Below are 24803 nucleotides of genomic sequence, written 5' to 3'. Positions count from 1 at the left end.
CCGGCTCGCCGACCATGATGAGGCGGCCGATCCGGTAGGTGGGAACGGGCAGCGTCCCGGCCGCGTACTGCCGCCGAGCGGTGATGTACGCGATGCCGGTCGACGCCGCCCATTCCTTGAGGTTCACGCGAGCATCATAGCTGCCTTAAGAGCGCCAAAGATGCACGAAGCGCCAACAGCTAGCCGCCCCGTGTCCCGGCTGCTCCGCCTACCGGGCGGACGCCTCGTGGACGTGGGCGACCAGCCGGGTCAGCACATCGGGATCGGTCTCCGGCATCACGCCGTGACCCAGGTTGAAGACGTGCCCCGGAGCGGCCCGGCCCTGCTCGAGCACCCGGTCGGTCTCGCGCCGCACCACGTCCCAGCCGGCGAACAGCATCGCCGGGTCGAGGTTGCCCTGCAGCGATCGTTCCGGCCCGACGATCCGGGTCGCCTGGTCCAGCGGCGTCCGCCAGTCGACGCCGACCACGTCGGCGCCGGCCTCCCCCATCGCCCGCAGCAGCACGCCCGTGCCCACTCCGAAGTGGATGCGCGGCACGCCGGCGTCGGCCAGCCCGTGCAGCACCCGGGTCGAGTGCGGCAGCACGTGCTCGCGATAGTCGGCCTCGCTGAGCGCGCCCGCCCAGGAGTCGAACAATTGGACCGCGCTGACCCCGGCGTCGATCTGGGTCCGCAGGAAGGCCAGCGTGATGTCGGCCAGGCGGGACAGCAGCGCGTCCCAGAGCGACGGAGCCCCGTACATCATGGCCTTGGTCTTGAGATAGGTGCGCGACGGGCCGCCCTCGATGAGATAGCTGGCCAGGGTGAACGGCGCGCCGGCGAACCCGATGAGCGGGGTCGCGCCGAGCTCGCCGACCAGCGACCGCACCGCCTCGGCGACGAAGCCGACGTCGCCCGGCGAGATCGGCCGCAGCCGATCGAGATCGGACTCGGCGCGGATCGGCTCGGCGACCACCGGGCCGGTGCCGGCGACGATGTCGAGATCGATGCCGGCCGCCGCGATCGGCACCACGATGTCGCTGAACAGGATGGCCGCGTCGACCTGATGGCGGCGCACCGGCTGCAGGGTGATCTCGGTGACCAGGTCGGGCCGGCGGCAGGAGTCGAGCATGCCGATGCCCTCGCGGATCTTGCGGTACTCGGGCAACGACCGGCCCGCCTGCCGCATGAACCAGACCGGGGTGTGCGGCACGTCGAGGCCGCGGCAGGCCCGGACGAACGGCGAATCAGTCACAACGGAAGTCACTGCGCCATCGTCCCACGACACGCTCGGCGCGCCGATCGGCTACGGACACCGCGCGGCGGCATAGTCTTCCCCCATGGCGTCCCCCTCCGCTGTTCCTCCGGCGTTCGCCCGCGCGGTCGACGCTCTGCGGGCCGCGGCGCCACGACCCGAGATCCTGCTCGAGGAGATCGCCGCCCCGCAGAAACTCGCGCCGTACGCGTTCGCGCTCAGCGCGACCGTGCTGCGCTCGGGCAACGAGGTGGCCGGCGGCCGGCTGATCCTGCTGCACGACCCGGCCGGGCACGAGGCCTGGCAGGGCAACATCCGGCTGGTCACCCTGGTCACCGCCGAGCTCGAGGACGACCTGGCGGGCGACCCGATGCTGTCGGCCGTGGCCTGGACGTGGCTGACCGACGCCCTCGAACAGCACGCGGCGGCCTACACGGCGATCGGCGGCACCATCACGCAGACGACGTCCACCCGCTTCGGCGAGCTGGCCGGCCCGGCCCCGACCGCCGACCTGGAGGTCCGCGCGTCCTGGACGCCCACGGGCGACGACTACGCCGCCCACCTGCGCGGCTGGTGCTCCATGCTGGCCTCGACGGCCGGCCTTCCCCCGCCCGGCGTCTCGGCCCTGGGCGACCGCCAGCGCGTGGGTTGAGCTTTCGCCCGCGTACGACCGGCTAGCAGACGTCGAGCGTGTCGCAGGCTGTCTTGATCGGGATGGCCAGGCCGATGCCCTCGGCGTCCTTGGCCTTGGCCGTGGCCACGCCGACGACCTGCTCGTTCGCGTTGACGACCGGACCACCCGAGTTGCCCGGGTTGATCGGGGCGTCGAACTGGACCGTCGGCCCGTCCGCGTCGTCCGGCCGGTAGGCGCTGATCACGCCGGTCGTGACCGAGTCGTCCAGGCCGAGCGGCGCGCCGACGACCACGACCTGCTGACCGGGCTTGACCTGAGCCGTCGCGGTGCCCAGGCCGGCGATCTTCTGATTGGCCCGGAGCAGAGCCAGGTCCTTGCCCTTGTCGACCTTGACGATCGTGGCGCTGATCCTGGTGCTGCCGCGCTCGAGCGAGACCCGCCGCCCGCCGCCGGTCCAGGTCTCGGCGACCACGTGATAGTTCGTGATCAGGTTCGCCTGGTTGCCGGACGCCTTTTTGCCGACCGAGAACGCGGTGCCGGTGAAGCCGCCCGCCCGCACCCGGAACACGCTGGGCAGCACGCCCGACGAGACCGCCTCGGGGTCGAAGACGCCGGCGAGCTGCTTCTCGAGCCGGTCGGTGCGGACCTGCTCGGCCGAGAGCACCGTGGCCAGGTCCTGGTTGTGCCGGCTCATTCCCTCGATCCGGTACGCCTGCCAGCCCGCCACCAGGAGCAGGAGCGTCACGACGCCGATGATCAGCGGCTTCACCCGGCGGCCGCTCACCGGCGCCGGCCGGGGCGGGAGCTCGGTCTCGACCGCCGGGGTCAGACCGGTGTGCCAGGCCGGTTGCTCACCGGTGTGCCGCCGGCCGGGGGCCGGCGCGGCCGGCTGCCAATGCTGGTCCCGCTGCTCGCCGGCCCACTGATCCTCGACCCACTGATCCTCGGCCCACTGCCCGCCGGCTTGCTGCCCGCCGGCTTGCTGCCCGCCGGCTTGCTGCCCGCCGGCTTGCTGCCCGCCGACCTGCTGCCCGCCGACCTGCTGCCCGCCGACCTGCTGCCCGCCGACCTGCGGCTCGCCGGTCCACTGCTCGGCGCCCCACTGCTGGACCCGTTGCCGGCCCCGTGACTGGGCCGGCTGTGGCGCCGGATCGTCCCACCGGCCGGGACCCGCCGGCTCGTCCCACCGGCCGCGCGCGGGGTCGGCCCACGGGTCGGCCGCCGGCTCACCCCGGCCCGGCTGGGCCTCGGCAGGCTCGTCGGCACGGCGCCGTCCGTCGTAACGGCGCTGCTCGTCGGAGCCCGCGGGGGTGAACGGTTCGTAGGTCATGGTCATCCGGCGCAGCCTCCCGGGTATCGGCTCTGCGCGGAGTAGTACGCAGAAAACCGCCGGGCGGATCAGTGGTTCGTCGATCGAGAAAACGGCGCGCCGGGACCCGGCTGCAAGCAGCCGGGGAGGTGTCCCCGTACGGTAGCGGAGTGACCGACGAAGCACCCCTGCGCCGTCGGGACACGCCGGAGCCCGAAAGGGACGGACGACCGCACGCCGACTCGCCCGACCCGACGGCCGGCGGTCCCGAACCTGTACCGCTCACCGCTCCCCGCGACGGCACCCCGCGCCCGGTGGAGTCCACCGACGAACTCGCCGAGGTCGTCGCCCGTATGGCCGCCGGTTCCGGACCGGTCGCGGTCGATGCCGAACGAGCCTCCGGCTACCGCTACACCCAGCGGGCCTACCTGGTGCAGCTGCGCCGGGCCGGCGCCGGGACGGTGCTGATCGACCCGCTGCCGCTGGACGACCTGCGCACCCTCGACACGGCCCTGGCCGACACCGAGTGGGTGCTGCACGCGGCCAGCCAGGACCTGGCCTGCCTGGCCGAGATCGGGATGAAGCCGCGCCGGCTGTTCGACACCGAGCTGGCCGCGCGGCTGGCCGGCTTCGAGCGGGTCGGCCTGGCCGCGATCACCGAGCAGCTGCTGGGCTACTCGCTCGAGAAGCACCACTCGGCGGCCGACTGGTCGACCCGGCCGCTGCCCGAGTCGTGGCTGACCTACGCCGCGCTCGACGTCGAGCTGCTCACCGACCTGCGCGACCACCTGGCGGCCGAGCTCGAACGCCAGGGCAAGACCGCGTGGGCCGCCGAGGAGTTCGCCGCGCTGGTGGCGAGCGCCGACCGCCCGCCGCGGCTGCGCCCCGACCCCTGGCGGCGAACCTCCGGGATACACCGCGTCCGCGGGGCCCGGGCGCAGTCCCGCGTCCGCGCTCTCTGGTATGCCCGGGACGGCGTGGCCGCGCGCCGCGACTCCGCGCCCGGCCGGGTGCTGCCGGACTCCGCCATCGTCGCGGCGGCCGAGGCCGACCCCAAGGACGAGCGCACCCTGCTGGCCATCGCCGGTTTCGGGGGCCGTTCGGTGCGCCGCCTGGCCCGGGTCTGGCTGGACGCCCTGGACGAGGCCCGGGCCCTGCCCGACGACGCCCTGCCGGTCAACCAGCCGGTGGAGGGTCCGCCCCCGCCGCACCGCTGGGCCGAGCGCGACCCGGTGGCCGCGGCCCGTCTGGCCCGCTGCCGGGCCGTGGTCGTGGCCACCGCCGAGGCCAACAACCTGCCGCCGGAAAACCTGGTCAGTCCCGATTTCGTACGCCGTCTGGCCTGGTCGCCCCCCGACGAGGTCTCACCGCAGACGGTCGGCGACACGCTCCGCGGCTTCGGCGCCCGCAATTGGCAGATCACCCTGCTGGCCGACCAGCTGGCCGAAGCCCTCCCGGCCGTCCCGGCCCCGCCAGCCTGACCGCCCACGCAGGCCTGATCGCCCACGCAGGCAGCACCCCGTCCCGGCCGTCCCACGAACGGCCGGGCCGGGGCCGCGCTCGACCGGCGGTCGCCCCGCACCACTGCTCAGCACACGCCGATGACACCCCCGACCGGCCGCGGCGGCCGATCAGCTCGCGCCGGCACTCCAGTGGGCCTTGCCGCGGCCGTCGTCGTTGCCGCAGCGCTCGCACTGTGAATAGCGGACGCCCTCCGGATTGAAGCGCCGCACCCATTTGTGCCACCCGAGGCGGCACCTGAACGGCTTGCTCATAGCGTGAAGCTACGCTCACTCCGAGATCGTCAGTCTCGCCCGAACGGCCCCGCCGAAAGCCCCACCGACCCCCTCACACCAGCACAAACGTGGTTTTTGGGGGAAGCGCGACCACTCCCGCAGGTCGCCGTGACGCGGTGAGCGCTCCGGACGCGCCAGCGGCCGGCTCACCTCGTCGCGGCCCTCGGCGGGAGCAGCGATCCGTACGCCCCCCTCCGCTACGACAGGTTGGCCTTGATCTTCGTGCCGGTTCGTCCGTTGATCGTGGTGGGGAGACACGTCAGTCATTGATGGTGATATGGACGTTGCTCGTCATCGATCCTGGCACCGAGCGCCGGCATGGGACTTGCTGTGAAGTTCCTCGACACGGTGGCGCCCCTTAGTTACTGATGAGTAGCATGACCCCATCCTTAGGAGGTTCTGTGACCCGTGAAGTACGCGAGGTCGTCTTCGTCGACGGCGTCCGCACCCCGTTCGGCAAGGCCGGCGGCATGTATGCCGAGACCCGCGCCGATGATCTGGTCATCCGCTGCATCCGCGAGCTGATGCGCCGCAATCCCCAGCTCCCGCCGGACCGGGTCGATGAGGTCGCGATCGCGGCCACCACCCAGATCGGCGACCAGGGCCTGACCATCGGCCGCACCGCCGCCCTGCTGTCCGGCCTGCCCAAGACCGTCCCCGGCTACGCCATCGACCGCATGTGCGCGGGCGCGATGACCGCGGTGACCAACGTGGCCGGCGGCATCGCGATGGGCGCCTACGACGTGGCGATCGCCGGCGGTGTCGAGCACATGGGCCGGCACCCGATGGGTGAGGGCGTCGACCCCAACCCGCGCATCCTGGCCGAGAAGCTGGTCGACCCGTCGGCGCTGGTGATGGGCTCCACGGCCGAGAATCTGCACGACCGCCTGCCGGGGATCAGCAAGGAGCGGGCCGACCGTTACGGCCTCAACTCCCAGCTCAAGACGGCCAAGGCGTACGCCGACGGCAAGCTCCAGCCCGACCTGGTGCCGGTCGCCCTGCGCAGCGCCGAGCAGGGCTGGGGCCTGGCGACGGCCGACGAGGCCCCGCGCGAGACGTCGATGGAGAAGCTGGCGACGCTCAAGACCCCGTTCCGCCCGCACGGCCGGGTGACCGCGGGCAACGCGGCCGGCCTCAACGACGGCGCCACCGCGGCCCTGCTCGCCGGTGAGGACACCGCCCGGGAGCTCGGCCTGCCGATCGCCATGCGGATGGTGTCGTACGGCTTCGTCGGCGTCGAGCCCGAGGTCATGGGCTTCGGCCCGATCCCGTCGACCGAGAAGGCGCTCAAGAAGGCCGGCCTGACGATCGAGGACATCGGCCTGTTCGAGCTGAACGAGGCGTTCGCGGTCCAGGTGCTGGCGTTCCTCGACCACTACGGCATCGCCGACGACGACCCGCGGGTCAACCCCTGGGGCGGCGCGATCGCGATCGGCCACCCCCTCGCGTCGTCCGGCGTCCGGCTGATGACGCAGCTCGCCCGGCACTTCGCCGAGCACCCCGAGGTCCGCTACGGCCTCACCGCCATGTGTGTCGGCATCGGCATGGGCGGCACCGTGATCTGGGAGAACCCGAACTGGGACGGAGCGGCGAAGTGATCGAGCACCCCAAAGAGGTCGTCACCAAGGCGCTCGTCCGCCTCGTCCAGGCCGGCGGTCACAAGGTCGCGCTGATCACCCTGGACAACGGCTTCGACCACACCAAGCCGAACAGCTTCGGCCCGGCCGGCCTGCGGTCGCTCGACGAGGCGATCACGGCGGCGATCGAGGCCAAGCCGGCGTTCATCGCGCTGACCGGCAAGCCGTACATCTTCTGCGTGGGCGCGGACATCACCGGCATCCCGTACCTGACGTCGCGGGAGCAGGCGGTCGAGCTGGGCGAGCTGGGACACCGGGTTTTCGCCCGCCTCAAGAACTCGGACATTCCCACCTTCGCGTTCATCAACGGCGCGGCGCTGGGCGGCGGCCTCGAGGTCGCGCTGCACTGCCACTACCGCACCGTCTCGGGCGGCGCGGCGGCGCTGGGCCTGCCCGAGGTCGCGATCGGCCTGGTTCCCGGCTGGGGCGGCAGCCAGTTGCTGCCCAATCTGATCGGCGTGCCCGGCGCGGCGCAGGTCATCCTGCAGAACCCGCTCACCCAGAAGGTGCTGCGTCCCAAGCAGGCCGTCGAGCTGGGTGTCGCCGACCAGCTGTTCGAGCCGGCCGACTTCCTCGAGCGCTCGCTCGAGTGGGCCGCCGCGGTCGTCGACGGCGAGCTGACCGTCCAGCGGCCCGAGGTCGACAAGGACATGTGGGAGGGCGTGCTCTTCTTCGCCAAGCAGCAGCTCGACGAGAAGCTGCACGGCGCCGTCCCGTCGGCCAACAAGGCGCTCGAGCTGCTGGCGCTGGCCAAGGACGCGTCCTTCGCCGACGGCACCGCGGCCGAGACCCAGATCCTGGCCGACCTGATCATGGGCGACGAGTCCCGGGCCAGCCTGTACGCGTTCGACCTGGTGCAGCGCCGGGCCAAGCGACCGGTCGGCGTGCCCGACAAGTCGCTCGCCCGCAAGGTGACCAAGGTCGGCATCGTCGGCGCCGGCCTGATGGCGTCCCAGCTGGCCCTGCTGTTCGCGCGCCGCCTACAGGTGCCGGTCGTGCTGACCGACATCGACCAGGCCCGCGTCGACAAGGGCGTGCAGTACGTCCACGACCAGATCGACAAGCTGGTCGGCAAGCGCCGTCTCGACGAGGGCACCGCGGCCCGGCTGCGCGGCCTGGTCAGCGGTTCGGTCGACAAGTCGGTCTTCGCGGATGCCGACTTCGTGATCGAGGCGGTCTTCGAGAACCTCGACCTGAAGAAGCAGATCTGGGCCGAGCTCGAGAAGATCGTCGCGCCCGAGGCGATCCTGGCCACCAACACCAGCTCGTTGTCGGTGACCGCGATGGCGGCCGACCTCGAGCACCCCGAACGGGTGGTCGGCTTCCACTTCTTCAACCCGGTCGCCGTACTGCCGCTCCTCGAGATCATCAAGGGCGAGCGGACCGACGACGCGACGCTGGCCACGGCGTTCGCGGTCGGCAAGGAGCTGAAGAAGTCGTCGGTGCTGGTCAAGGACGCCCCGGCGTTCGTGGTCAACCGCCTGCTGACCCGGGTCACCAGCGAGATCTTCAAGGCCATCGACGCCGGCACCCCGCTCGACGTGGTGAACGTGGCGATGGACCCGCTGGGCCTGCCGATGCGCCCGATCGCGCTGCTCCAGCTGGTCGGGCCGGCGGTCGCCTACCACGTGGGCGAGACGCTGCACCGGGCCTTCCCCGACCGGTTCGCCGAGTCGGCCAACCTCAAGAAGATCGTCGACGCCGGCCTGCCGGTGATGGTCGACGACGAGATCAACCCCGAGGTGGCCGCGCTGGTGGCCGGCGGTTCCGCTCCGCTCTCGGCCGACGAGGTACGCGCTCAGGCGCTCGACGCGCTGGCCCAGGAGATCCGCATCATGCTCGACGAGGGCGTGGTCGCGGAGGCGCAGGACATCGACCTGTGCATGATCCTCGGCGCCGGTTACCCGTTCCACCTGGGTGGCGTGACGCCGTACCTGGACCGCAGCGGCACCTCCGAGCGGGTCACCGGCAAGCGGTTCCTGCCGCAGGGCGTGGCGAGCCTGCCCGCCTGATCCTCGCCCCGGTCCGACCGCCGACGCCCCGCGCCCGCCAGCGCGGGGCGTCGGCCGTCCGGGTCCGTTCTGCCCACATGGCTCGTCCCACCACCGCGAACGGGGGACGTAGCCGATTGCCTGCTACCGATAGGCTCGCGCGGTACCCGATTCCTGGAGCTCTTGATGTCGCAGCCCCCGTATCCCGGCCAGCCGTATCCAGGCGAGCCGTCCTCCGGCCAGCCGAACCAGGGTCAGCCGCCGTATCAGGGCCAACCCCCGTACCAGCCGTACCCGGGTCAGTCGCCCCAGGAGCCGCCGGCCTACCCGCCGACGACGGCCTACCCCTCCTCGGGTCAGCCCGACTACGGCCAGCCGACCCCGCCCCCGGCCTACGGCCAGCCCCAGTACGGGCAACAGCAGCCGCCGTACGGTCAGGGCGACTACAACCAGTCCCAGCCGCAGTACGGCGCGCAGCCGGGCTTCGGCCAGCCGGGCTTCGGTCAGCAGCCGGGCGGCTACGGCACGCCCCCGCCGCCGCCCAAGAAGAAGTCCAAGGTCCTGCCGATCGTCCTGATCTCGGTGTCGATCGTGCTGGTGTTGTGCATCGGCGGCGTCGTCGCGCTCTACATGATCGGCAAGAACGCGGCCGACGACGTGACCGACGCGGTCAACAACCTGCCGACCTCGACCGCCGCGCCGGCCACGCCGGGCGACCCGACCGAGGAGCCGACCGCCCGTCCGGCGGCCACCATCACGGTCGCCGAGCCCAAGACGCTGGGCGGTCGCGACAAGCTGACCTCGGCCCAGTTCAAGGCCATCGCCGACCAGCTCAAGAGCGGTCTGGCCACGGTGCCCGGCGCGACCAACACGGTCGGCGCGCTCTACGGCGACGTCGCCGACCAGGACATCGTCATCGTGGCGGCGGCCGAGGCCCCGATCAAGGACCCGAAGGCCGAGCTGGAGCAGACCTTCTACGGCGCCGGCATCGGCGGCCTGAAGATCGACAACATCACCACGGCCCCCACCGGCGCGCTCGGCGGCGCGGCCAAGTGCGGCAGCTCCGAGACCTCCGGCATCGACATGGCCATCTGCACCTGGGCCGACGAGGGCAGCGTGGGCATGTTCATCTGGTACTTCAAGTCGGTGGCCAAGGCCAAGGCCGAGTTCCCCAAGCTCCGCGCCCAGGTCGAAAAGAAGGCCTGACAGCGGCGAACGGACACGCCGACCACCACGATCACGCAGTCACATCGCCTCCGGAACGCACCGATCACGGTCGCCGTCCCGGAGGCGATGGCGTGCTGGCGACGGCACGGTCGCATCCGCGCGTCCGGCCCGCTCGGCCCGGCCGTGATTGTGGAAAACGGCCTGCTGCTACGCGATTTCCAGGCCCTTGGCGCGGGGCACCGAGGCCGACGCGGCCACCACGGGCGTGGCGTCGGCTGTCGGCAGGGACACGGTTACTTCCAGGCCGCCGCCGTCCTGGGCGACCGCGGACACCGTGCCGCCATGGGCGTCGCACACGGCTCGGACGATCGACAGGCCCAACCCTGAACCCCGGGACCCCGTACGCTCCCAGCCCCCACGCCGGAACGGCTCGAACAGACCCGGCACGTCGCCCGGCTCCACCTCGTAGCCGGTGTTCCCCACCACCAGCCGCGCCTGGCCGTTGATCGTCTCTGTGCGCAGCCACAACCGGCCCAGCAGGTGGTTGTAGCGGATCGCGTTCTCGATCAGGTTGCCGGCCAGCCGGTCGAGCAGGGACGGATCTCCCACCACCGGCGCCGGCTGCAGGTCGGTCGTCACGTCGAGCTTGAGCCGCTCGGCCTCGGCCTTCACTGCCGACAGCGCCGTCGTCGCGCTCATCGACAGGTCGGCCGGCACCTTGCGCACCAGCCGCCGCCCGGACTGGGCCTCCGAACGGGCCAGCACCAGCAGCGCGTCGACCAGCCCGTTAGCCCGTTCCGACGCGTTGCGCACGACCTTGGCCATGCGGCGGTATTCGGCCACGTCGGCCTCGTCGTCGCTCAGGGTCACGTCGATCTCGGTGCGCATGACCGCCAGGGGGGTGCGCAGCTCGTGCGAGGCGTTGGCCACGAAGCGCTTCTGGGACTCGAACGCGCCGGCCAGCCGGTCGAGCATCGCGTCGAACGTGCGGGCCAGCTCGGCCACCTCGTCGTCGGCCCCCGAGTAGCGGATGCGCTGGTCGAGGGTCTCCTCGCCGAGCCGCCGGGCGGTCTGGGTGACGTTGTGCAGCGGGCGCAACGCCCGGCCGGCCACCGCGTACGCCCCCGCGATCCCGATGATGCCGATCGCCACCAGCGCCACCAGGCCCTTGACCAGCACCTCGCGGGAGGCCTGCTGGACGAGGGTCTCCTGCCAGCGGGCCGCCTCGGCGGTCGTGCCGTCGGTGAGCATCACCGTGGAGCCCTCCTGGAGCCCCACGCCGGGGTGCATCACGTCGCCGACCAGCAGCCAGGCCAGCAGCACGAGGATCGCGCCGGCGCCGACGAGCAGGATGCCGTTCAGCAGCGTGAGCCGCAGACGCAGGGTGGGCCGCAGGGTGAAACCGGGGGCCCGCTTGGCCCGGCCGAGATAGACCGTCATGAGAGGACGACCGGTTCGGGCACGCGATAGCCCGCCCCCACCACTGTCTCGATCAACGGCGGGTCGCCCACCTTTTTGCGCAGCGTCATCACGGTCACCCGTACGGTGGTGGTGAACGGGTCGGTGTTGGCGTCCCACACCCGTTCCAGCAGCTCCTCGCTCGAGACCACCCCGCCGCGGGCCTTGAGCAGCTCCTCCAGGACGCCGAACTCCTTGTTGGTCAGCTCGATCGGGGTGCCGCCGCGGGTCACCACCCGGCGGGTCTGGTCGAGCACGAGGTTGCCGACGGTGAGCACGGGCGGCGCGGCCGGGGTGGCTCGCCGGCCCAGCGCCTGCACCCGGGCCACGAGCTCCTCGAAGGCGAACGGCTTGGCCAGGTAGTCGTCGGCGCCCAGCTGCAGCCCCTCGACCCGGTCGGCGACCGTGCCGCTCGCGGTCAGCATCAGCACCCGGGTGAGCGCGCCCGACTCGACCAGCGCCGCGCAGATCTCGTCGCCGTGCATGCCGGGCAGGTCGCGGTCGAGCACGACCACGTCGTACCGGGTCACGTAGGCCATCTCGTGCCCCTGCAACCCGTCGTACGCGACGTCGACCGCCATCCCCTTGCGCCGCAGACCCCGCGCGATCGCGTCGCAGAGGTTCCGCTCGTCCTCGACCACCAGCACACGCACCGCAGACCTCCGTCGGACTCGCCGGGCACAGCCTCGCCGACCCGGGGTGAACCGGACGTGAAGAGGCCGCAGTTGAAGGCTACCGAAGCGGCCAGAGCGCGACATTCGCGTCGACCAGCCGGCAGCTGAGCAGCCCCGAGACGGCCGGCCGGGCGTTCCGGGTCAGCCCTGATAGGCCCAGATTCGCAGGCCGCCGTCGGTGCGGCAGACCACGTGGCTCTCGTCGGAGGTGCAGTCGCTGACCGGGCCGCCGGTCAGGCCGAGCGGCTGGACCGCGTCGCGGCGCGACAGCACCACGCCGAACTCGCTGGCTCCGGCGTCGAGACTGCGGCGGAGCACGATCGGCTGGTCCGCATCGCCGATCACCTCGGCCCGCCAGCCGGACAGGTCGACGCGGGTGCGGCCGGTGACCGGGTCGACCAACCGCACCGGCAGGCCCGTCTCGCTGGCCACCTCGATGACGTAGCCGCCGTGGCTCATCAGGTCGACGTCGGAAGGGGCACGCCAGCGGACCGCACCGGTGCGCGGGTCGAGCACGTCCAGCGCGCGCCGGTCACCCGTACAGAACAGGCCGTAGCAGCCGACCGGGTCGAGGACCACCTCGGGCACGGGCCGGGACCAGAGCCTTTCGAGGGTCTCGGCGGAGTGGTTCGCCTTGCTGGTCACCACGCCCTGGCTGCCGTAGTCGACCCGCATGAGCCCGTCCACGACGCCGCCGCTCATGGGCCGGGTGCCGTCGATCGCCGGCAGGGACACCCCGGCCTCGATGGTGCCGGTCTCGCCGTCGATGCGCCGCAACCGGTCGGACGAGAGGAGCAGGACGTCCGGCTCGCCACCCGGGGCCACCATGACGTCGACCGATCCCGGAGCGCTGACGGTCCAGAGCGGGCGGCCGGTGGTCAGGTCGACGCCGCGCACGTCGGTGCGCAGCGGCGGCTGGGTGTGCGGCTCGCCGGTGGACGAGAAGTAGAGCATGCCCGGTTCTCCGGACGCCTGGTCGTACACCGTACCGGCGCGGAACTTGTGCTCCTGAACGACTCCGAGGCGGTTGCCCGGCAACGGGGTGATGGGCGTCAGCGACGTCCACCGGGTACCGCCCGTGCCGGCGTCGGCGACCGTGGTCCGGCTGCCGTCGGACAGCAGCACCGCGTCACCGGCCTGCTGGGCGTCGATTCCGTTCATCCAGATGTCGTCGCTGCTGGTGGCCTCGTCCGTGAGGCTTTTGCGCCACAACTCGCGAGGGGGCTCGGTGAGGCTCCAGGCCGTGATGGCCCGCTCGAACTCGGACACCGCGATCGTGTAGACCTGCCCACCGGTCAACTGGAACGGCGCCTCCGGGCCGCCGGGCGCGGGCACAGCACCGAGGTAACGCCACAGCACGGGCAGGACCGGGGCTGCTCCCCCGGCGGTGAGCACGAGCACGACGACCAGCACCAGGCCGGGCAGGCGATAGCGGTGGGCCGGCGGGGGTGCGGTCGGCGCGGGGCCGGACTCGGCGGTCAGGTCGAGCTCGATGACCGCCAACGCTTACCCCTTCCGGCCGTACGCCCAGACGACGAGCTGGCCGTACATCGAGCGGCACACCAGCCGCTCGGGCGCGGCCTGGCAGTCGCCCGTGCCGGCCGGCAGTGGTCCCAGCAGCCGCGGCTGCGGCTCGCCCGGCTGGGCGACGGCGACCATGCTACGACCTCCGTCCTGCTCCGACCGGGTGACCAGCAGGTGATCTTTGCTGCCGGCGCCGTAGAGCGGACGCCAGCCGGTGAGATCGACCTGAAGCTGCCCGGTGTCCGGATCGATCAGGCCCAGCGGCTGGGTGTTCTCCGCCGTCCCGTACGCGACGTACGAGGCGCCGTACTGCTGGATGCCCCGCCAGCCCGGATGGGTCCAGCGGACGTCGCCGGTCGCCGGGTCGATCGCGCGCATCCCGTCCGGCCCGGTCAGGCAGGCCAGCGCCCCGCACGCCTCGATCTCGTAGTAGCCGGCGGCCGGCTGGGACCACAGGTTGCGCAGCGTCGTCCCGTCGTACGCCGAGAACTCCATGTCCGGCCGGCCGGGGTGGCGCAGCAGGATGATGCCGTCGACCACGGCCGGGTTGGTCGGGTCGTAGTCGGCCGCCGGCACGGCCGTGCTGACCAGCCGCTCGCCGGTGATCAGATCGTGCACGGCCATCGTCCGGTCGTCGTGCACCAGCAGCATGCGGGTGCCCGAGTCGCCCGGGCCGGGCAGCCCGGTGAGCACCGCGCTGGACGGCACGTCGACCGTCCAGAGGGGGCGCCCGGTCTGCGGGTCGATCGCCTCCACCGGCCCCTGGACCCGCCGTGCGACCCCGCCCATGCTGCGGGTGGGTGAGGCGGAGAGCAGCGTCGGCGACCCGGCCAGGGTGACCACGGTGCCCGGGCGGCGCCACTGCTCGCGACCGTCGGCCAGCGAGATCGCGGTGGTGCCGGGGTCGCGGGAGCCGACCGTCCACGGCCGCATCAAAATCAGCCCGGAGCCGAGCCGCAGCCGGAAGGCGGGAGCGGTCGGCCCGGCGTCCCACTGCGTCGCGCCGTCCCGCAGGTCGTAGGAGCTGAGCAGGCCGAAGGTCTGGGCCAGCAGCCGTCCGTCGTCGGTCAGCGCGTACGCGTCGGCCGGCCCGACCCGCAGGCTGAACACCTCGGTGAGCGGCGGTTTGGCCGGAGCCATCGAGGCGCCGGCGGTGAGCAGCACGATGGCGGTGAGGACGGCCACCGGGAACCACCCCGGGGTCGAGCGACGCGGCGAATCGTACGAGTCGGGTTCACCACGTTCGAGACCCAGATCGATGATCACCGTGTTGCTCTGCACCGTCATCCCTCAAAGGTAACGAGCAGATAACGGCGATGCCCCACGGCAGTCCGATTCGCGGGGCAATCGCCAAATTATCAATCCGGTGAATTACGCCTTGTGCTCAAGCTCCGGCTGGTCGGCGAGCTTGGAGACCCACTCGGTGACGTCGCGGGCCACGTCCTGGGCGGTGAGGCCGAGCGCGGTCAGGATCTCCGGGCGCGAGCCGTGCGGGTGGAACCCGGCCGGTACGCCGAAGTCGCGCAGCGGCACCTCGATGCCCGCGTCGCGCAGCGCGCTGGCCACCGCGTCGCCCACGCCGCCGGCCCGCATGCCGTCCTCCAGCGTGACGACCAGGCGGTGCCGCCCGGCCATGCCGGTCAGCTCGATCGGCACCGGGCGCACCCAGCGCGGGTCGGCCACGGTCACCCCGAAGCCTTGCTCGGCGAGCCGGTCGGCCACCTCCAGGCCGAGCCCGGCGAACGAGCCCACCGCGACCAGCAGCACGTCCTTGCGCTCGTCCTCGCGCAGCACGTCGACCTGGCCGACGCGGCGCACCGCGGGCAGGGCGGCCGGCACCGCACCGGTCGGGAAGCGGACGAGCGTCGGCCCGTCGTCGACCGCGACGGCCTCGCGCAGCTCCTCGCGCAGCGTCGCCTCGTCACGCGGCGCCGCGATGCGCAGACCGGGCACCACTCCGAAGATGCTCATGTCCCAGATGCCGTAGTGGCTCGGGCCGTCGGGACCGGTGATGCCGGCCCGGTCGAGCACGAACGTGACCGGCAGCTCGTGCATCGCCACGTCGAGCAGCACCTGGTCGAAGGCGCGGTTGAGGAACGTGGCGTAGACGGCGACCACCGGGTGCAGCCCGCCCATCGCGAGCCCGGCCGCGCTGGTCACCGCGTGCTGCTCGGCGATGCCGACGTCGTACGCCCGCTCGGGGTACTTCTTGGCCAGCGCGGCGATGCCGGTCGGCTCGGCCATGGCCGCGGTGATGCCGACCACGTCGGGGCGCTCGTCGGCGATGGCGACCAGCTCGTCGGCGAAGACGCTGGTCCACTTCAGCTTGGCCGGGGCGGACAGCTTGCCGGTCTCGGCGTCGAACGCCCCCGGGCTGTGCAGGCAGTCGGCCTCGTCCTGCTCGGCCGGCCGGTATCCGTAGCCCTTGCGGGTGACCGCGTGCACGATGACCGGCGCGTTGAAGCCCTTGGCCCGGCGCAGCGCCGACTCCATGGCCTGCACGTCGTGGCCGTCGACCGGGCCGAGGTACTTGATGCCCAGATCCTCGAACATGGGCTGGGGGCTGACCGCGTCCTTGATGCCGCGCTTGACCGCGTGCAGCACCTCGTAGACCGGCTTGCCCACCACCGGGGTCGAGCCCAGCGCGTCCTTGACCAGGTCGAGCACCTTCTCGTAGCCGGGGTTGAGCCGCAGCGTGGAGAGGTGGTCGGCCAGGCCGCCGATGGTCGGGGCGTAGGAGCGCCCGTTGTCGTTGACGACGATGACCAGCCGGTTCTTCGCCGAGGCGATGTTGTTGAGCGCCTCCCAGCACATGCCACCGGTGAGCGCGCCGTCGCCGACCACGGCCACGGTGTGCCGATCCTCGCCGCGCAGGGCGAACGCCTTGGACAGGCCGTCCGCGTACGACAGGGCGGTCGAGGCGTGCGAGTTCTCGACGAGGTCGTGCTCGCTCTCGGCCCGGCTCGGATAGCCGGAGAGGCCACCGCGCTGGCGGAGCAGGTCGAAGCCGTCCTGCCGGCCGGTGACGATCTTGTGGACGTATGCCTGGTGGCCGGTGTCGAACAGCACACGGTCACGAGGCGAGTCGAAGACGCGGTGGATGGCCAGCGTGGTCTCGACGACCCCGAGGTTGGGGCCGAGGTGGCCACCGGTGCGCGACACCTTGGCCACCAGGAAGTCGCGGATCTCCGCCGCCAGGAGGGTCAGCTGCTCGGGGGTGAGACGCTTGAGGTCGCCTGGGCCGGTGATGCTCGCCAGGGTGCCGTCCGGGGCGGAAAACTCGCTCATGAAGCCGAAGTGTATCGGCGTGCGGCCACCGCGCATCCTCAGCCGATGGGGCCTCCCCGGGTCCTACACATAACCGACGCATCCCCGTGACCTGCGGACAGCCGTGATCTACCGCACAGTAACAACCCGGCCGACGGCACCCGGCGGGCGTCGGGCATGCTGGTACGACGCGACTGGCGGCACCGGGGATGGATGACCATCGGGGAGCCTGTCACGGGGAGTCGACCGCCTGGGCCCCCGTGCGACGAGGAGCCGCATGCCCGAGCAAGCCCGTCTTCTGCCCGGCGCCCCGGTCGCCCAGGCCGTTCTCGCCGACGTCTCCGAGCGCGTCGGCAAACTCAAGGCCCAGGGCGTCACGCCGAGCCTGGCCACCGTGCTCGTCGGCGACGACGACGCCAGCGCCGGCTACATCCGCATCAAGCAGCGGCAGGCGGCCGAGCTCGGCTTCGCCTCGCCCCATCGGCACCTGCCCGGCGACACCTCCCAGGAGCAGCTGTACGAGGTGATCGCCGAACTGAACGCCGACACCGGCGTGCACGGCGTGCTCATCCAGTACCCGATCCCGGCCCACCTCGACTACGACGCGGCCCTGCAGACGCTCGACCCCGACAAGGACGTCGACGGCATGCACCCGCTCAACATGGGCCGCCTCGCGATCGGCCTGCCCGGTCCGCTGCCCTGCACCCCGGCCGGCATCGAGGCGCTGCTCGCCTATTACGACATTCCGGTGGCCGGGCACGAGGTCGTCATCCTCGGCCGCGGCGCGACGCTGGGCCGTCCGCTGGCCATGCTGCTGGCGCAGAAGCGGCCGACCGCCAACGCCGCCGTGACCGTGGTGCACACCGGCGTACCGGACTGGGACCGCTACACCAGGCGGGCCGAGATCCTGGTCGCCGCGGCCGGCGTGCCCGGCATCATCCAGCCCGAGCACGTCCGCCCGGGCGCGACCGTGATCGGCGCCGGCGTCCGCTACGCGGGCAAGCGCCTGCTGCCCGACGTGGCCGAGGAGTGCGCGGAGGTCGCCGGGGCCATCACCCCGCGAGTGGGCGGGGTGGGCCCGACGACCGTCGCGATGTTGTTCCGCAACGCGGTCAGCGCCGCCGAGCGGGCGGTCGCTACAGCAGGGTGACCTTGCCGGTGTCCAGGTCGTAGCGCGCGCCGGCCACGCCGAGCTTCCCGCTCTCCACCTTGTCGCGGAGGATCGGGCTGGCCTCGGTCAGCGCCGCGACCTGGGCCACCACGTTGGCCCGCACGCCGTTCTCGACCGCGTCGCCGGGCTGCGAGAGCACCGGCTCGACGATCGGGCGCAGCGCCTCGACGATGGCCGCGATGTGACCCGGGGCCTCGCCGCCCGAGCGGATCAGGTCGACCGTCGCCGAGATGGCGCCGCAGCGCTCGTGCCCGAGCACCAGCAACAGCGGCGGCTCGAAGTGCTCGACGGCGTACTCGATGCTGCCCAGCAGCAGGTCGTCGGCGATGTTGCCGGCCACCCGGTTGTCGAAGATGTCGCCCAGGCCCTGGTCGAAGAGGATCTCCGAGGTGACCCGCGAGTCGGCGCAGCCGAGCACGACGGCGAACGGGTCCTGGGCGGCGGCCAGGCGGTGGATGGCGGCGACGTTCTGGTGCGGGTGCAGGGTGTGGCCGGTGACGAAGCGGCGGTTGCCGCGCAGCAGTTCGCGCAGCGCGGCGTCGTAGGTGGCGGGCGGCTGGGGTTCGGGCCGGGCCGGGGCGGCCTGGGCCGACGTGGGGACGACTGTCGCGGCGAGTGCGGTGGCACCGGCGGCGAGCAGGGAACGGCGTCCGAGAGACAAAGCAGTTCTCCGATTCTTGGCGGAAGCTATCGGAGCTTATTGATCTCGATGGACGGCCCGCCCATGACAGATGTCATGGGCCGGTTGTCAGATTTCCGCCCCGGCCGGGCCCGGCTCCGCCGGCTCCAACAGGGCCACGCACTCGATGTGCTGGGTCATCGGGAAGCAGTCGAAGGCCCGCAGCGTGCTGAGTTTCCAGCCCAGCTGGCCGAAGGTGGCGATGTCGCGGGCCAGCGAGGCCGGGTCGCAGGACACATAGGCCACCGCCCGCGGGCCGGCCTCGACCACCGAGCGCACCACCTTGGCGCCCGCTCCGGCCCGCGGCGGGTCGAGCACCACGAGGTCGACCGGCCCGGACACCCGGCGGCGGGCCAGCGCCGACTCCACCCGCGCCTCGACCACCTCGACGGAGGTCAGATCGGCCAGATTGCGCCGGGCCGCGATGACACCGCCCCGGGACGACTCGACCACGGTCGTGCGCCCCTGGGTGTGCCCGGCGATCGCGCCCGCGAACAGGCCGGCCCCGCCGTACAGATCCCAGGTGCTCTCGCCCTCGACCGGTCGCAGCAGTTCGACCACGGTGGCGGTCAGGGTCGCGGCGGCCGCCGGGTGCACCTGCCAGAAGCCGTCGGGCGGCAGTTGCCAGCTCCGGCCGGCCGCGACCTCGGACACCTCGTCCGGGCCGGACACCCGCACCTGCCCGTTGTTGCCCAGGGCCACGCCGTCGGCCGGGTCGTCCGGGGGCAGCAGACCGCCGCCGGAGGAGGGCCGGGACAGCACCGCCACGTCGCCGCCGGTGGTCGCCACCGCGGCCAGCGCGTCGGTGCCGGGCCACTCGCGCTGCAGCAGGTCGAGCTCCTGGATGGCGGGGTGCGCGATCAGGCACCGGTCGATCGGCACCACCTCGTGCGACCGGTGCTTCAGCAGGCCGGGCCGGTCGGCGGCGTCGACCGCGTAGCGCACCCGGCTGCGCCAGCCCAGCAACCCACCCGGCAGCTCCTCGACCGGGCCGTCCCAGCTCAGCTTGGCCAGCCGCCGCATCTGCTCCGCGACGACCGAGGCCTTCCACCGCCGCTGCGCCTCGCCCGTGGCGTGCTGCAGGTCACAGCCGCCGCAGGCACCCGGACGCGCGTACGGGCAGGGCGGCTCGACCCGGTCGGGCGAAGGCTCGTGGATCGTGACCGCGTCGGCCCGCAGGAAGCCCTTGTGCAGCTCGGTGATCTCGGCGGTGACCCGCTCACCGGGCAGCGCGTGCCGCACGAAGACGACGCGGCCGTGCTCGCCGCCCAGTCGCGCGACGCAGTGCCCGCCGTGCGCGGGCGCGCCCACGGTGAGTTCGACGCGGTCGCCCTCGACGAGATCGGGTTCGGCGGCGGTGGTGGTGGTGGTGGTGCTCAAGAGTGCGGCTCCGGGGTTCGGTCGTCGGCCGGCTCCGGCTGGGGCTCGGCGGCGCGTGGGCCACGCGCGGGCACGTGGGTCAGGTTCTGGTCGAAACGCTCGAGGTCGCGGTCCTGGCTGGAGCGCAGCTGCCACGGCACGCTGGTGACCATCACGCCGGGCTCGAACAGCAGCCGGCCCTTGATCCGCAACGCGCTCTGGTTGTGCAGCAGGTTCTCCCACCAGCGGCCGACCACGTACTCGGGCACGAACACGGTGACCACGTCGCGCGGCGAGCCGCGGCGCACGCCCTTGACGAAGTCGATGATCGGCCCGGTGATCTCCCGGTACGGCGAGTCGACGACGGTCAACGGTACCGGGATCTGGCGGCGCTCCCACTCCTCCTGGATGGCCCGGGTGTCCTTGTCGTCCACGTTCACCGTCACCGCGGTCAGCGTGTCCGGCCGGGTCGCCTGCGCGTACGCGACCGCCCGCAGGGTCGGCATGTGCACCTTGCTGACCAGCACGACCGCGTGGTTGCGGGAGGGCAGCACGGGCCGCTCGTCGGTCGGCTCCAGCTCGCGCGAGACCCGCGTGTAGTGCTTGCGGATGGCCAGCATGAGCCCGTAGATGACCACCATGGCGGCGATCGCGATCCACGCGCCGAGCAGGAACTTGGTGACCAGCACGATGATCAGCACGGCGCCGGTGAGGCCCATGCCGAACGTGTTGATCGCCCGCGACCGGATCATCCGGCGTCGCCGCTCGGGGTCGCGCTGCGTACGCAACAAGCGGTTCCAGTGCCGGATCATGCCGGCCTGCGACAGCGTGAACGACACGAAGACGCCCACGATGTAGAGCTGGATCAGCCGGGTCGTCTCGGCCTGGAACGCCACCACCAGGATCATCGCCGCGATGGCCAGGAAGATGATGCCGTTGCTGAAGGCCAGCCGGTCGCCGCGGGTATGCAGCTGGCGGGGAAGGTACCGGTCCTGGGCGAGGATCGAGCCGAGCACCGGGAAGCCGTTGAAGGCGGTGTTCGCAGCCAGGAAGAGGATCAGGGCGGTGACCGCGCCGACCAGGTAGAGCAGGATCGACCCGGCCCCGAACACCGTCTCCCCGAGCTGGGCCGTGACCGTCTTCTGGACGTAGTTGGCCGGGCCCGACACGATCTGCAGCGTGGGGTCCTCGACGTACTGCAGGTGGGTGGCCCGGGCGAGCAGCACGATGCCCACCAGCATGATGATCGACAGGCCGCCCAGCAGCATCAGCGTGGTCGCGGCGTTCCTGCTCTTCGGCGGCTTGAAGGCGGGCACGCCGTTCGAGATGGCTTCGACCCCGGTGAGGGCCGCGCAGCCCGACGAGAACGTCCGGAGCAGCAGATAGGCGAAGCCGAAGCTGGTGAGATGGTCTTCCTCGGCGGTGATCACCAGCCCCGCGCTGGGCGCCCGCAGATCGTCGCCGAGGATGTAGACCCGGAACAGGCCGGTCAGGATCATGCCGACGATGACCACGATGAACAGGTACGTCGGGGCGGCGAACGCGGTGCCGGACTCGCGCAGACCCCGCAGGTTGAGCGCGGTGAGCACGGCGATCGCCCCGACCGCGAAGCCCACCTTGTGCTCGGCCACGAACGGCACGACCGAACCGAGGTTGTTGACGCCGGCCGCGCTGGACACGGCCACGGTGAGGATGTAGTCGACCAGCAGCGCACTGCCCACCCCCAGCCCGGCCCGGGCCCCCAGGTTGACCGTCGCGACCTCGTAGTCGCCGCCGCCGGACGGATAGGCGTGCACGTTCTGCCGGTAGCTGGCGACCACGGTGACCATCACGACGGCGACGGCCAGGGTGATCCACGGGGAGAAGACAAAGGCGCCGGCGCCGGCGATCGACAGCGTCAGCAGGATCTCGTCGGGCGCGTAGGCCACGCTCGACAGCGCGTCGCTGGCGAACACGGGCAGGGCGATGCGCTTGGGGAGCAGAGTGTGCTGAAGCCGGTCGGACCGGAAGGGCCGGCCCAGCAGCAGCCGCTTCGCGAGGGAGGTCGTAGAGGCCACGACTGCAAAGAGTACGTCCGCGCGCCGGGACTCGTACCCCGCCCCGGCCACCGCCTCTGGCGGACGCATGGCAATCTCTCACTCAGCACACCATCGGGGAGGCGCGACACGTGCACGTGGTGATCATGGGATGCGGCCGGCTCGGGTCGACGCTCGCCCGCAACCTCGAGGAACGGGGCCATTCGGTCGCCGTCATCGACCAGAACGCGGACGCTTTCCGCCGGCTGGGTTCCGACTTCAACGGCATCACGGTGACCGGCGTGGGCTTCGACCGCGAGGTGCTGAGGGCGGCCGGCATCGAGCGCGCCGACGCCTTCGCGGCCGTCTCCAGCGGCGACAACTCCAACATCATCTCGGCCCGTCTGGCCCGCGAGACGTACGGCGTCTCCCGGGTCGTGGCCCGCATCTACGACCAGAAGCGGGCCCAGGTCTACGAGCGGCTCGGCATCCCGACCGTCGCGACGATCCGCTGGGCGGCCGACCGGATGGTGCGCCACCTGGTGCCCGAGGGCACCGTCGAGGTGTTCCGCGACCCGACCAGCGTGGTGTCGATCGTCGAGGCGCCGCTGCACCGTGACTGGATCGGCCGCACCCTCAAGTCACTCGAGGAGCGCACCGGCGCCCGGGTGGCCTACCTGATGCGGTTCGGCATGGGCACCCTGGGCACCCCGTCCACCGTGCTGCAGGACGGCGATCAGGTGTTCCTGCTGGTCACCGACGACTCCGTGGGCACCGTGCTCGACATCGCCTCCGGCGCGGACAAGGAAGGACAGTGACCATGCGGATCGCCATCGCCGGGGCCGGCAACGTCGGCCGGTCGATCGCGCAGGAGCTGATCGGCAACGGCCACCAGGTCATGCTGATCGAGCGCCAGCCCCGCCAGCTGCGCCCCGAGCGGGTCCCCGAGGCCGAGTGGGTGCTGGCCGACGCGTGCGAGCTGAGCAGCCTCGAGGAGGCCGACGTGGCCGGCTGCGACGTCGTGGTGGCGGCCACCGGCGACGACAAGGCCAACCTGGTGGTGTCGCTGCTGGCCAAGACCGAGTTCGCCGTGCCGCGCGTGGTCGCCCGGGTCAACCGGGCCGAGAACGAGTGGCTGTTCACCGAGCAGTGGGGGGTCGACGTGGCGGTGAGCAAGCCCCGCCTGATGGCCGCCCTGGTCGAGGAGGCGGTGACGGTCGGCGACCTCGTCCGCCTCATGACCTTCCGGCAGGGCGAGGCCAACCTGGTCGAGATCACCCTGCCCCGCAACGCCCCGTACGAGGGTCAGCCCGTGCGTGACGTGCCGCTCCCGCGCGACTCGGCGCTGGTCGCGATCCTGCGCGGCAAGCGCGTCATGGTGCCGACCGGCGACGACACGCTCGAGGCCGGCGACGAGCTGATCTTCGTCTGCACCGCCGAGGTGGAGGACCAGATCCGCGCCGTCGTCCTCGGCAACGAGGGCCGCGAGCTCGGCTAGACCGCGGTTTCCTTGGGCTGGGTGCTGGTCACCCGGTGGATGGCCCACGCGGTGAAGGCGAACGTGGCGGCGTAGATGGGCCAGCTGATCAGGATGCGCGTGATGCCGAGCGCGTTCGCCTCACCCATCTGGTACAGGACGAACTGGATGCCCGCGCGCACGCTCAGCGAGGCGACCCAGACCAGGGTCAGCCACTGGAACGTGCGGAACAGCCGGGCGTTGCCGAACCAGTCCTGGCGGCCCTTGTTGGCCATGATGCCCCAGACGTAGCCGATGATCGGCTTGCGGACCACCACGGAGACCAGCAGCGCCGCCGCCTGCGCGAAGGTCAGCAGGATGCCGGGCAGATAAAAGTCCTCGGCCTTGCCCGTGCGCCAGGCCAGAAAGGCGCCGACCGCGATGCCGAAGAGCCCGTTCACCGCGTGGCGGACGGGCTGCTTGCGGGCCAGCCGGAACCCGCCGATGGCCAGCGCCGTGAAGACCGCGCCGCCGATCGCCCAGTACAGCGCCGTACGCTTCTCGAGCCCGGCCACGGTGTCGCCGAGGACCACGTTGAGCACCACGAAGGTCAGCACCGGCAGGCTCGACTCGATCAGCCCGCGGACCCCGCCCAGCTGCTCGGCGATCTGCTCGCTCATCGACGGGAAGGGCTCTTCCTCGTCCTTCGGGTCGTCGACCGCGTGCAGGTCGAGTTCCTCGACGACCTCCTCGGCGAGCCGTTCCTCCACGGTTTCGTGCGCGGCGTGACGCGGCTCGCTGCCGGTTGTCACCGGGGCGCCTCCAGCTCGTAGTACGGGTTGTAGATGACCTTACGATCGTCGCGGACCGCGATGCGGCCGCGCGCGGTGAGCTGTCGCCCGGGCTCGATGCCGGCGATCGACCGGCGACCGAGGAAGACCAGGGTGACGACGTCGCTGCCGTCCCAGAGGTCGGCCTCCAGCGTCGGGAGGTTGGTGCGCGGGGTGTAGGCCACCGTCCGCAGCCGCCCGTTCACCGAGACGACCTGACCACGGGAACACTGCCCGGCCGGCATGGCGCCGCACTTGGCCACCTCGCGCTGCAGCTCCCGGGCGTCGAGCTCGGAATCGGTGGCCGTCAACCGGTCGAAGAACCGGCGCAGGCCGGTGCGCTCGTCGGTGGTCATGACCTCTCCTAGCCCTACCGGTATGAGTGGCACAGATCGTCGCCGTGCTCGTCATACACGGTACGCCCTGGTGACCACTGTCACGATCCCCAGGGCGTCCGTCGGGGGCCTTCTAGACCCAACGCCGTTCAGTTAGGCGGTGCGGGCGGTCGTCAAGGTGTGTCGTAGGCATGAAAACAGCGGAGCTCCTGTATAGAGGGTGGTCACTCTAAGACGCCCTTGACACCGGGAGCTCCGCTGCCTGAT

21 protein-coding genes are annotated in these 24803 nt (G+C 71.9%); 8 read left to right on the top strand and 13 right to left on the bottom strand.

Annotated features, from left to right (window positions below; all coding sequences use genetic code 11):
• Window positions 1-208: 208 nt before the first annotated feature.
• On the bottom strand, window positions 209-1246 hold the full coding sequence (hemE, locus tag HJC40_RS44245; RefSeq protein ID WP_374273680.1) for a uroporphyrinogen decarboxylase: 1038 nt from the start codon (window positions 1244-1246) through the stop codon (window positions 209-211).
• 73 nt (window positions 1247-1319) lie between these two features.
• On the opposite strand from hemE, the gene HJC40_RS44240 reads away from it, so the two are divergent.
• Window positions 1320-1886 carry a DUF3000 domain-containing protein gene (locus HJC40_RS44240; RefSeq protein WP_250009856.1) on the top strand — a complete coding sequence of 189 codons (567 nt, stop codon included), beginning with the start codon at window positions 1320-1322 and terminating at the stop codon, window positions 1884-1886.
• A 22-nt stretch (window positions 1887-1908) separates the two neighbouring features.
• Here HJC40_RS44240 and HJC40_RS44235 read toward each other — a convergent pair whose 3' ends face one another.
• Window positions 1909-3204 carry a S1C family serine protease gene (locus HJC40_RS44235; RefSeq protein WP_250009854.1) on the bottom strand — a complete coding sequence of 432 codons (1296 nt, stop codon included), beginning with the start codon at window positions 3202-3204 and terminating at the stop codon, window positions 1909-1911.
• A gap of 143 nt (window positions 3205-3347) precedes the next feature.
• On the opposite strand from HJC40_RS44235, the gene HJC40_RS44230 reads away from it, so the two are divergent.
• A complete protein-coding gene (locus tag HJC40_RS44230; protein ID WP_250009853.1) occupies window positions 3348-4658 on the top strand; it encodes a ribonuclease D in 1311 nt (436 codons plus the stop codon).
• Window positions 4659-4808: 150 nt separating this feature from the next.
• Here HJC40_RS44230 and HJC40_RS44225 read toward each other — a convergent pair whose 3' ends face one another.
• Window positions 4809-4952: a hypothetical protein gene (locus tag HJC40_RS44225; RefSeq protein WP_250009852.1), complete on the bottom strand. Its 144-nt coding sequence runs from the start codon at window positions 4950-4952 to the stop codon at window positions 4809-4811.
• Between the two features lie 422 nt (window positions 4953-5374).
• Here HJC40_RS44225 and HJC40_RS44220 point away from each other — a divergent pair, with 422 nt between their 5' ends.
• The 3 genes from HJC40_RS44220 (at window position 5375) to HJC40_RS44210 (ending at window position 9807) form a co-directional block, all read left to right on the top strand.
• Window positions 5375-6571 (top strand): thiolase family protein, encoded by a 1197-nt coding sequence (locus tag HJC40_RS44220; RefSeq protein ID WP_250009851.1) that lies wholly within the window; start codon window positions 5375-5377, stop codon window positions 6569-6571.
• Window positions 6568-8622 carry a 3-hydroxyacyl-CoA dehydrogenase NAD-binding domain-containing protein gene (locus tag HJC40_RS44215; protein WP_250009850.1) on the top strand — a complete coding sequence of 685 codons (2055 nt, stop codon included), beginning with the start codon at window positions 6568-6570 and terminating at the stop codon, window positions 8620-8622. Before HJC40_RS44220 ends, HJC40_RS44215 begins: the two co-directional genes overlap by 4 nt.
• 165 nt (window positions 8623-8787) lie before the next feature.
• Window positions 8788-9807, top strand: a complete 1020-nt coding sequence (locus HJC40_RS44210; RefSeq protein ID WP_250009849.1) for a hypothetical protein — start codon at window positions 8788-8790, stop codon at window positions 9805-9807.
• Between the two features lie 168 nt (window positions 9808-9975).
• Here HJC40_RS44210 and HJC40_RS44205 read toward each other — a convergent pair whose 3' ends face one another.
• The 5 genes from HJC40_RS44205 to dxs all read right to left on the bottom strand — a co-directional run bounded on the left by HJC40_RS44205 (window position 9976) and on the right by dxs (window position 16712).
• Window positions 9976-11208: a HAMP domain-containing sensor histidine kinase gene (locus HJC40_RS44205; RefSeq protein WP_250009847.1), complete on the bottom strand. Its 1233-nt coding sequence runs from the start codon at window positions 11206-11208 to the stop codon at window positions 9976-9978.
• Window positions 11205-11879, bottom strand: coding sequence for a response regulator transcription factor (locus tag HJC40_RS44200; protein ID WP_133874990.1), 675 nt, complete (start codon window positions 11877-11879; stop codon window positions 11205-11207). The genes HJC40_RS44205 and HJC40_RS44200 overlap by 4 nt, the downstream gene beginning before the upstream one ends.
• Before the next feature lie 162 nt (window positions 11880-12041).
• Window positions 12042-13403, bottom strand: a complete 1362-nt coding sequence (locus tag HJC40_RS44195) for a hypothetical protein (protein WP_250009846.1) — start codon at window positions 13401-13403, stop codon at window positions 12042-12044.
• Window positions 13404-13406: 3 nt separating this feature from the next.
• Window positions 13407-14711, bottom strand: coding sequence for a PQQ-binding-like beta-propeller repeat protein (locus HJC40_RS44190; RefSeq protein ID WP_250009845.1), 1305 nt, complete (start codon window positions 14709-14711; stop codon window positions 13407-13409).
• A gap of 84 nt (window positions 14712-14795) precedes the next feature.
• Window positions 14796-16712: a 1-deoxy-D-xylulose-5-phosphate synthase gene (gene dxs / locus HJC40_RS44185; RefSeq protein WP_250009844.1), complete on the bottom strand. Its 1917-nt coding sequence runs from the start codon at window positions 16710-16712 to the stop codon at window positions 14796-14798.
• 256 nt (window positions 16713-16968) lie between these two features.
• Between dxs and HJC40_RS44180 the strand changes: the two genes are divergently transcribed.
• The gene (locus HJC40_RS44180; protein WP_250009843.1) at window positions 16969-17841 is read left to right on the top strand and encodes a bifunctional 5,10-methylenetetrahydrofolate dehydrogenase/5,10-methenyltetrahydrofolate cyclohydrolase; all 873 of its coding nucleotides are present in this window, start codon (window positions 16969-16971) and stop codon (window positions 17839-17841) included.
• Here the strand turns inward: HJC40_RS44180 and HJC40_RS44175 are convergent.
• The 3 genes from HJC40_RS44175 to HJC40_RS44165 form a co-directional block, all read right to left on the bottom strand.
• Window positions 17828-18523, bottom strand: a complete 696-nt coding sequence (locus HJC40_RS44175; protein ID WP_250009842.1) for a carbonic anhydrase — start codon at window positions 18521-18523, stop codon at window positions 17828-17830. The two genes, HJC40_RS44180 and HJC40_RS44175, sit on opposite strands and share 14 nt — an antisense overlap.
• Window positions 18524-18610: 87 nt before the next feature.
• Complete coding sequence (locus tag HJC40_RS44170) at window positions 18611-19921, bottom strand: class I SAM-dependent RNA methyltransferase (RefSeq protein WP_250009840.1); 1311 nt, start codon at window positions 19919-19921, stop codon at window positions 18611-18613.
• Window positions 19918-21957: an APC family permease gene (locus HJC40_RS44165; protein WP_250009839.1), complete on the bottom strand. Its 2040-nt coding sequence runs from the start codon at window positions 21955-21957 to the stop codon at window positions 19918-19920. The genes HJC40_RS44170 and HJC40_RS44165 overlap by 4 nt, the downstream gene beginning before the upstream one ends.
• Window positions 21958-22067: 110 nt before the next feature.
• Here HJC40_RS44165 and HJC40_RS44160 point away from each other — a divergent pair, with 110 nt between their 5' ends.
• Together HJC40_RS44160 and HJC40_RS44155 are read left to right on the top strand one after the other, a co-directional pair.
• Entirely contained in the window at window positions 22068-22733 is a 666-nt protein-coding gene (locus HJC40_RS44160; protein WP_250009838.1) for a TrkA family potassium uptake protein, read from the top strand.
• Window positions 22730-23413, top strand: coding sequence for a TrkA family potassium uptake protein (locus tag HJC40_RS44155; RefSeq protein WP_250009837.1), 684 nt, complete (start codon window positions 22730-22732; stop codon window positions 23411-23413). The genes HJC40_RS44160 and HJC40_RS44155 overlap by 4 nt, the downstream gene beginning before the upstream one ends.
• Here the strand turns inward: HJC40_RS44155 and HJC40_RS44150 are convergent.
• Window positions 23410-24183, bottom strand: coding sequence for a DUF3159 domain-containing protein (locus tag HJC40_RS44150; RefSeq protein ID WP_250009836.1), 774 nt, complete (start codon window positions 24181-24183; stop codon window positions 23410-23412). The two genes, HJC40_RS44155 and HJC40_RS44150, sit on opposite strands and share 4 nt — an antisense overlap.
• The gene (locus tag HJC40_RS44145; RefSeq protein ID WP_250009835.1) at window positions 24180-24557 is read right to left on the bottom strand and encodes an OB-fold nucleic acid binding domain-containing protein; all 378 of its coding nucleotides are present in this window, start codon (window positions 24555-24557) and stop codon (window positions 24180-24182) included. Before HJC40_RS44145 ends, HJC40_RS44150 begins: the two co-directional genes overlap by 4 nt.
• Between the last annotated feature and the right edge of the window lie 246 nt (window positions 24558-24803).

Source organism: Actinoplanes sp. M2I2, assembly GCF_023544445.1.
Classification (GTDB): domain Bacteria; phylum Actinomycetota; class Actinomycetes; order Mycobacteriales; family Micromonosporaceae; genus Actinoplanes.
Note: the sequence above shows the minus strand (reverse complement) of the source record. Positions and strands in the feature narration are given on the sequence as shown.

Excerpts from the sequence above, each read along its gene's own strand:
- HJC40_RS44240 (WP_250009856.1), top strand. The coding sequence starts at position 1,320 with ATGGCGTCCCCCTCCGCTGTTCCTCCGGCGTTCGCCCGCGCGGTCGAC.
- HJC40_RS44235 (WP_250009854.1), bottom strand. The coding sequence starts at position 3,204 with ATGACCATGACCTACGAACCGTTCACCCCCGCGGGCTCCGACGAGCAG.
- HJC40_RS44225 (WP_250009852.1), bottom strand. The coding sequence starts at position 4,952 with ATGAGCAAGCCGTTCAGGTGCCGCCTCGGGTGGCACAAATGGGTGCGG.
- HJC40_RS44210 (WP_250009849.1), top strand. The coding sequence starts at position 8,788 with ATGTCGCAGCCCCCGTATCCCGGCCAGCCGTATCCAGGCGAGCCGTCC.
- HJC40_RS44205 (WP_250009847.1), bottom strand. The coding sequence starts at position 11,208 with ATGACGGTCTATCTCGGCCGGGCCAAGCGGGCCCCCGGTTTCACCCTG.
- HJC40_RS44190 (WP_250009845.1), bottom strand. The coding sequence starts at position 14,711 with ATGACGGTGCAGAGCAACACGGTGATCATCGATCTGGGTCTCGAACGT.
- dxs (WP_250009844.1), bottom strand. The coding sequence starts at position 16,712 with ATGAGCGAGTTTTCCGCCCCGGACGGCACCCTGGCGAGCATCACCGGC.
- HJC40_RS44180 (WP_250009843.1), top strand. The coding sequence starts at position 16,969 with ATGCCCGAGCAAGCCCGTCTTCTGCCCGGCGCCCCGGTCGCCCAGGCC.
- HJC40_RS44145 (WP_250009835.1), bottom strand. The coding sequence starts at position 24,557 with ATGACCACCGACGAGCGCACCGGCCTGCGCCGGTTCTTCGACCGGTTG.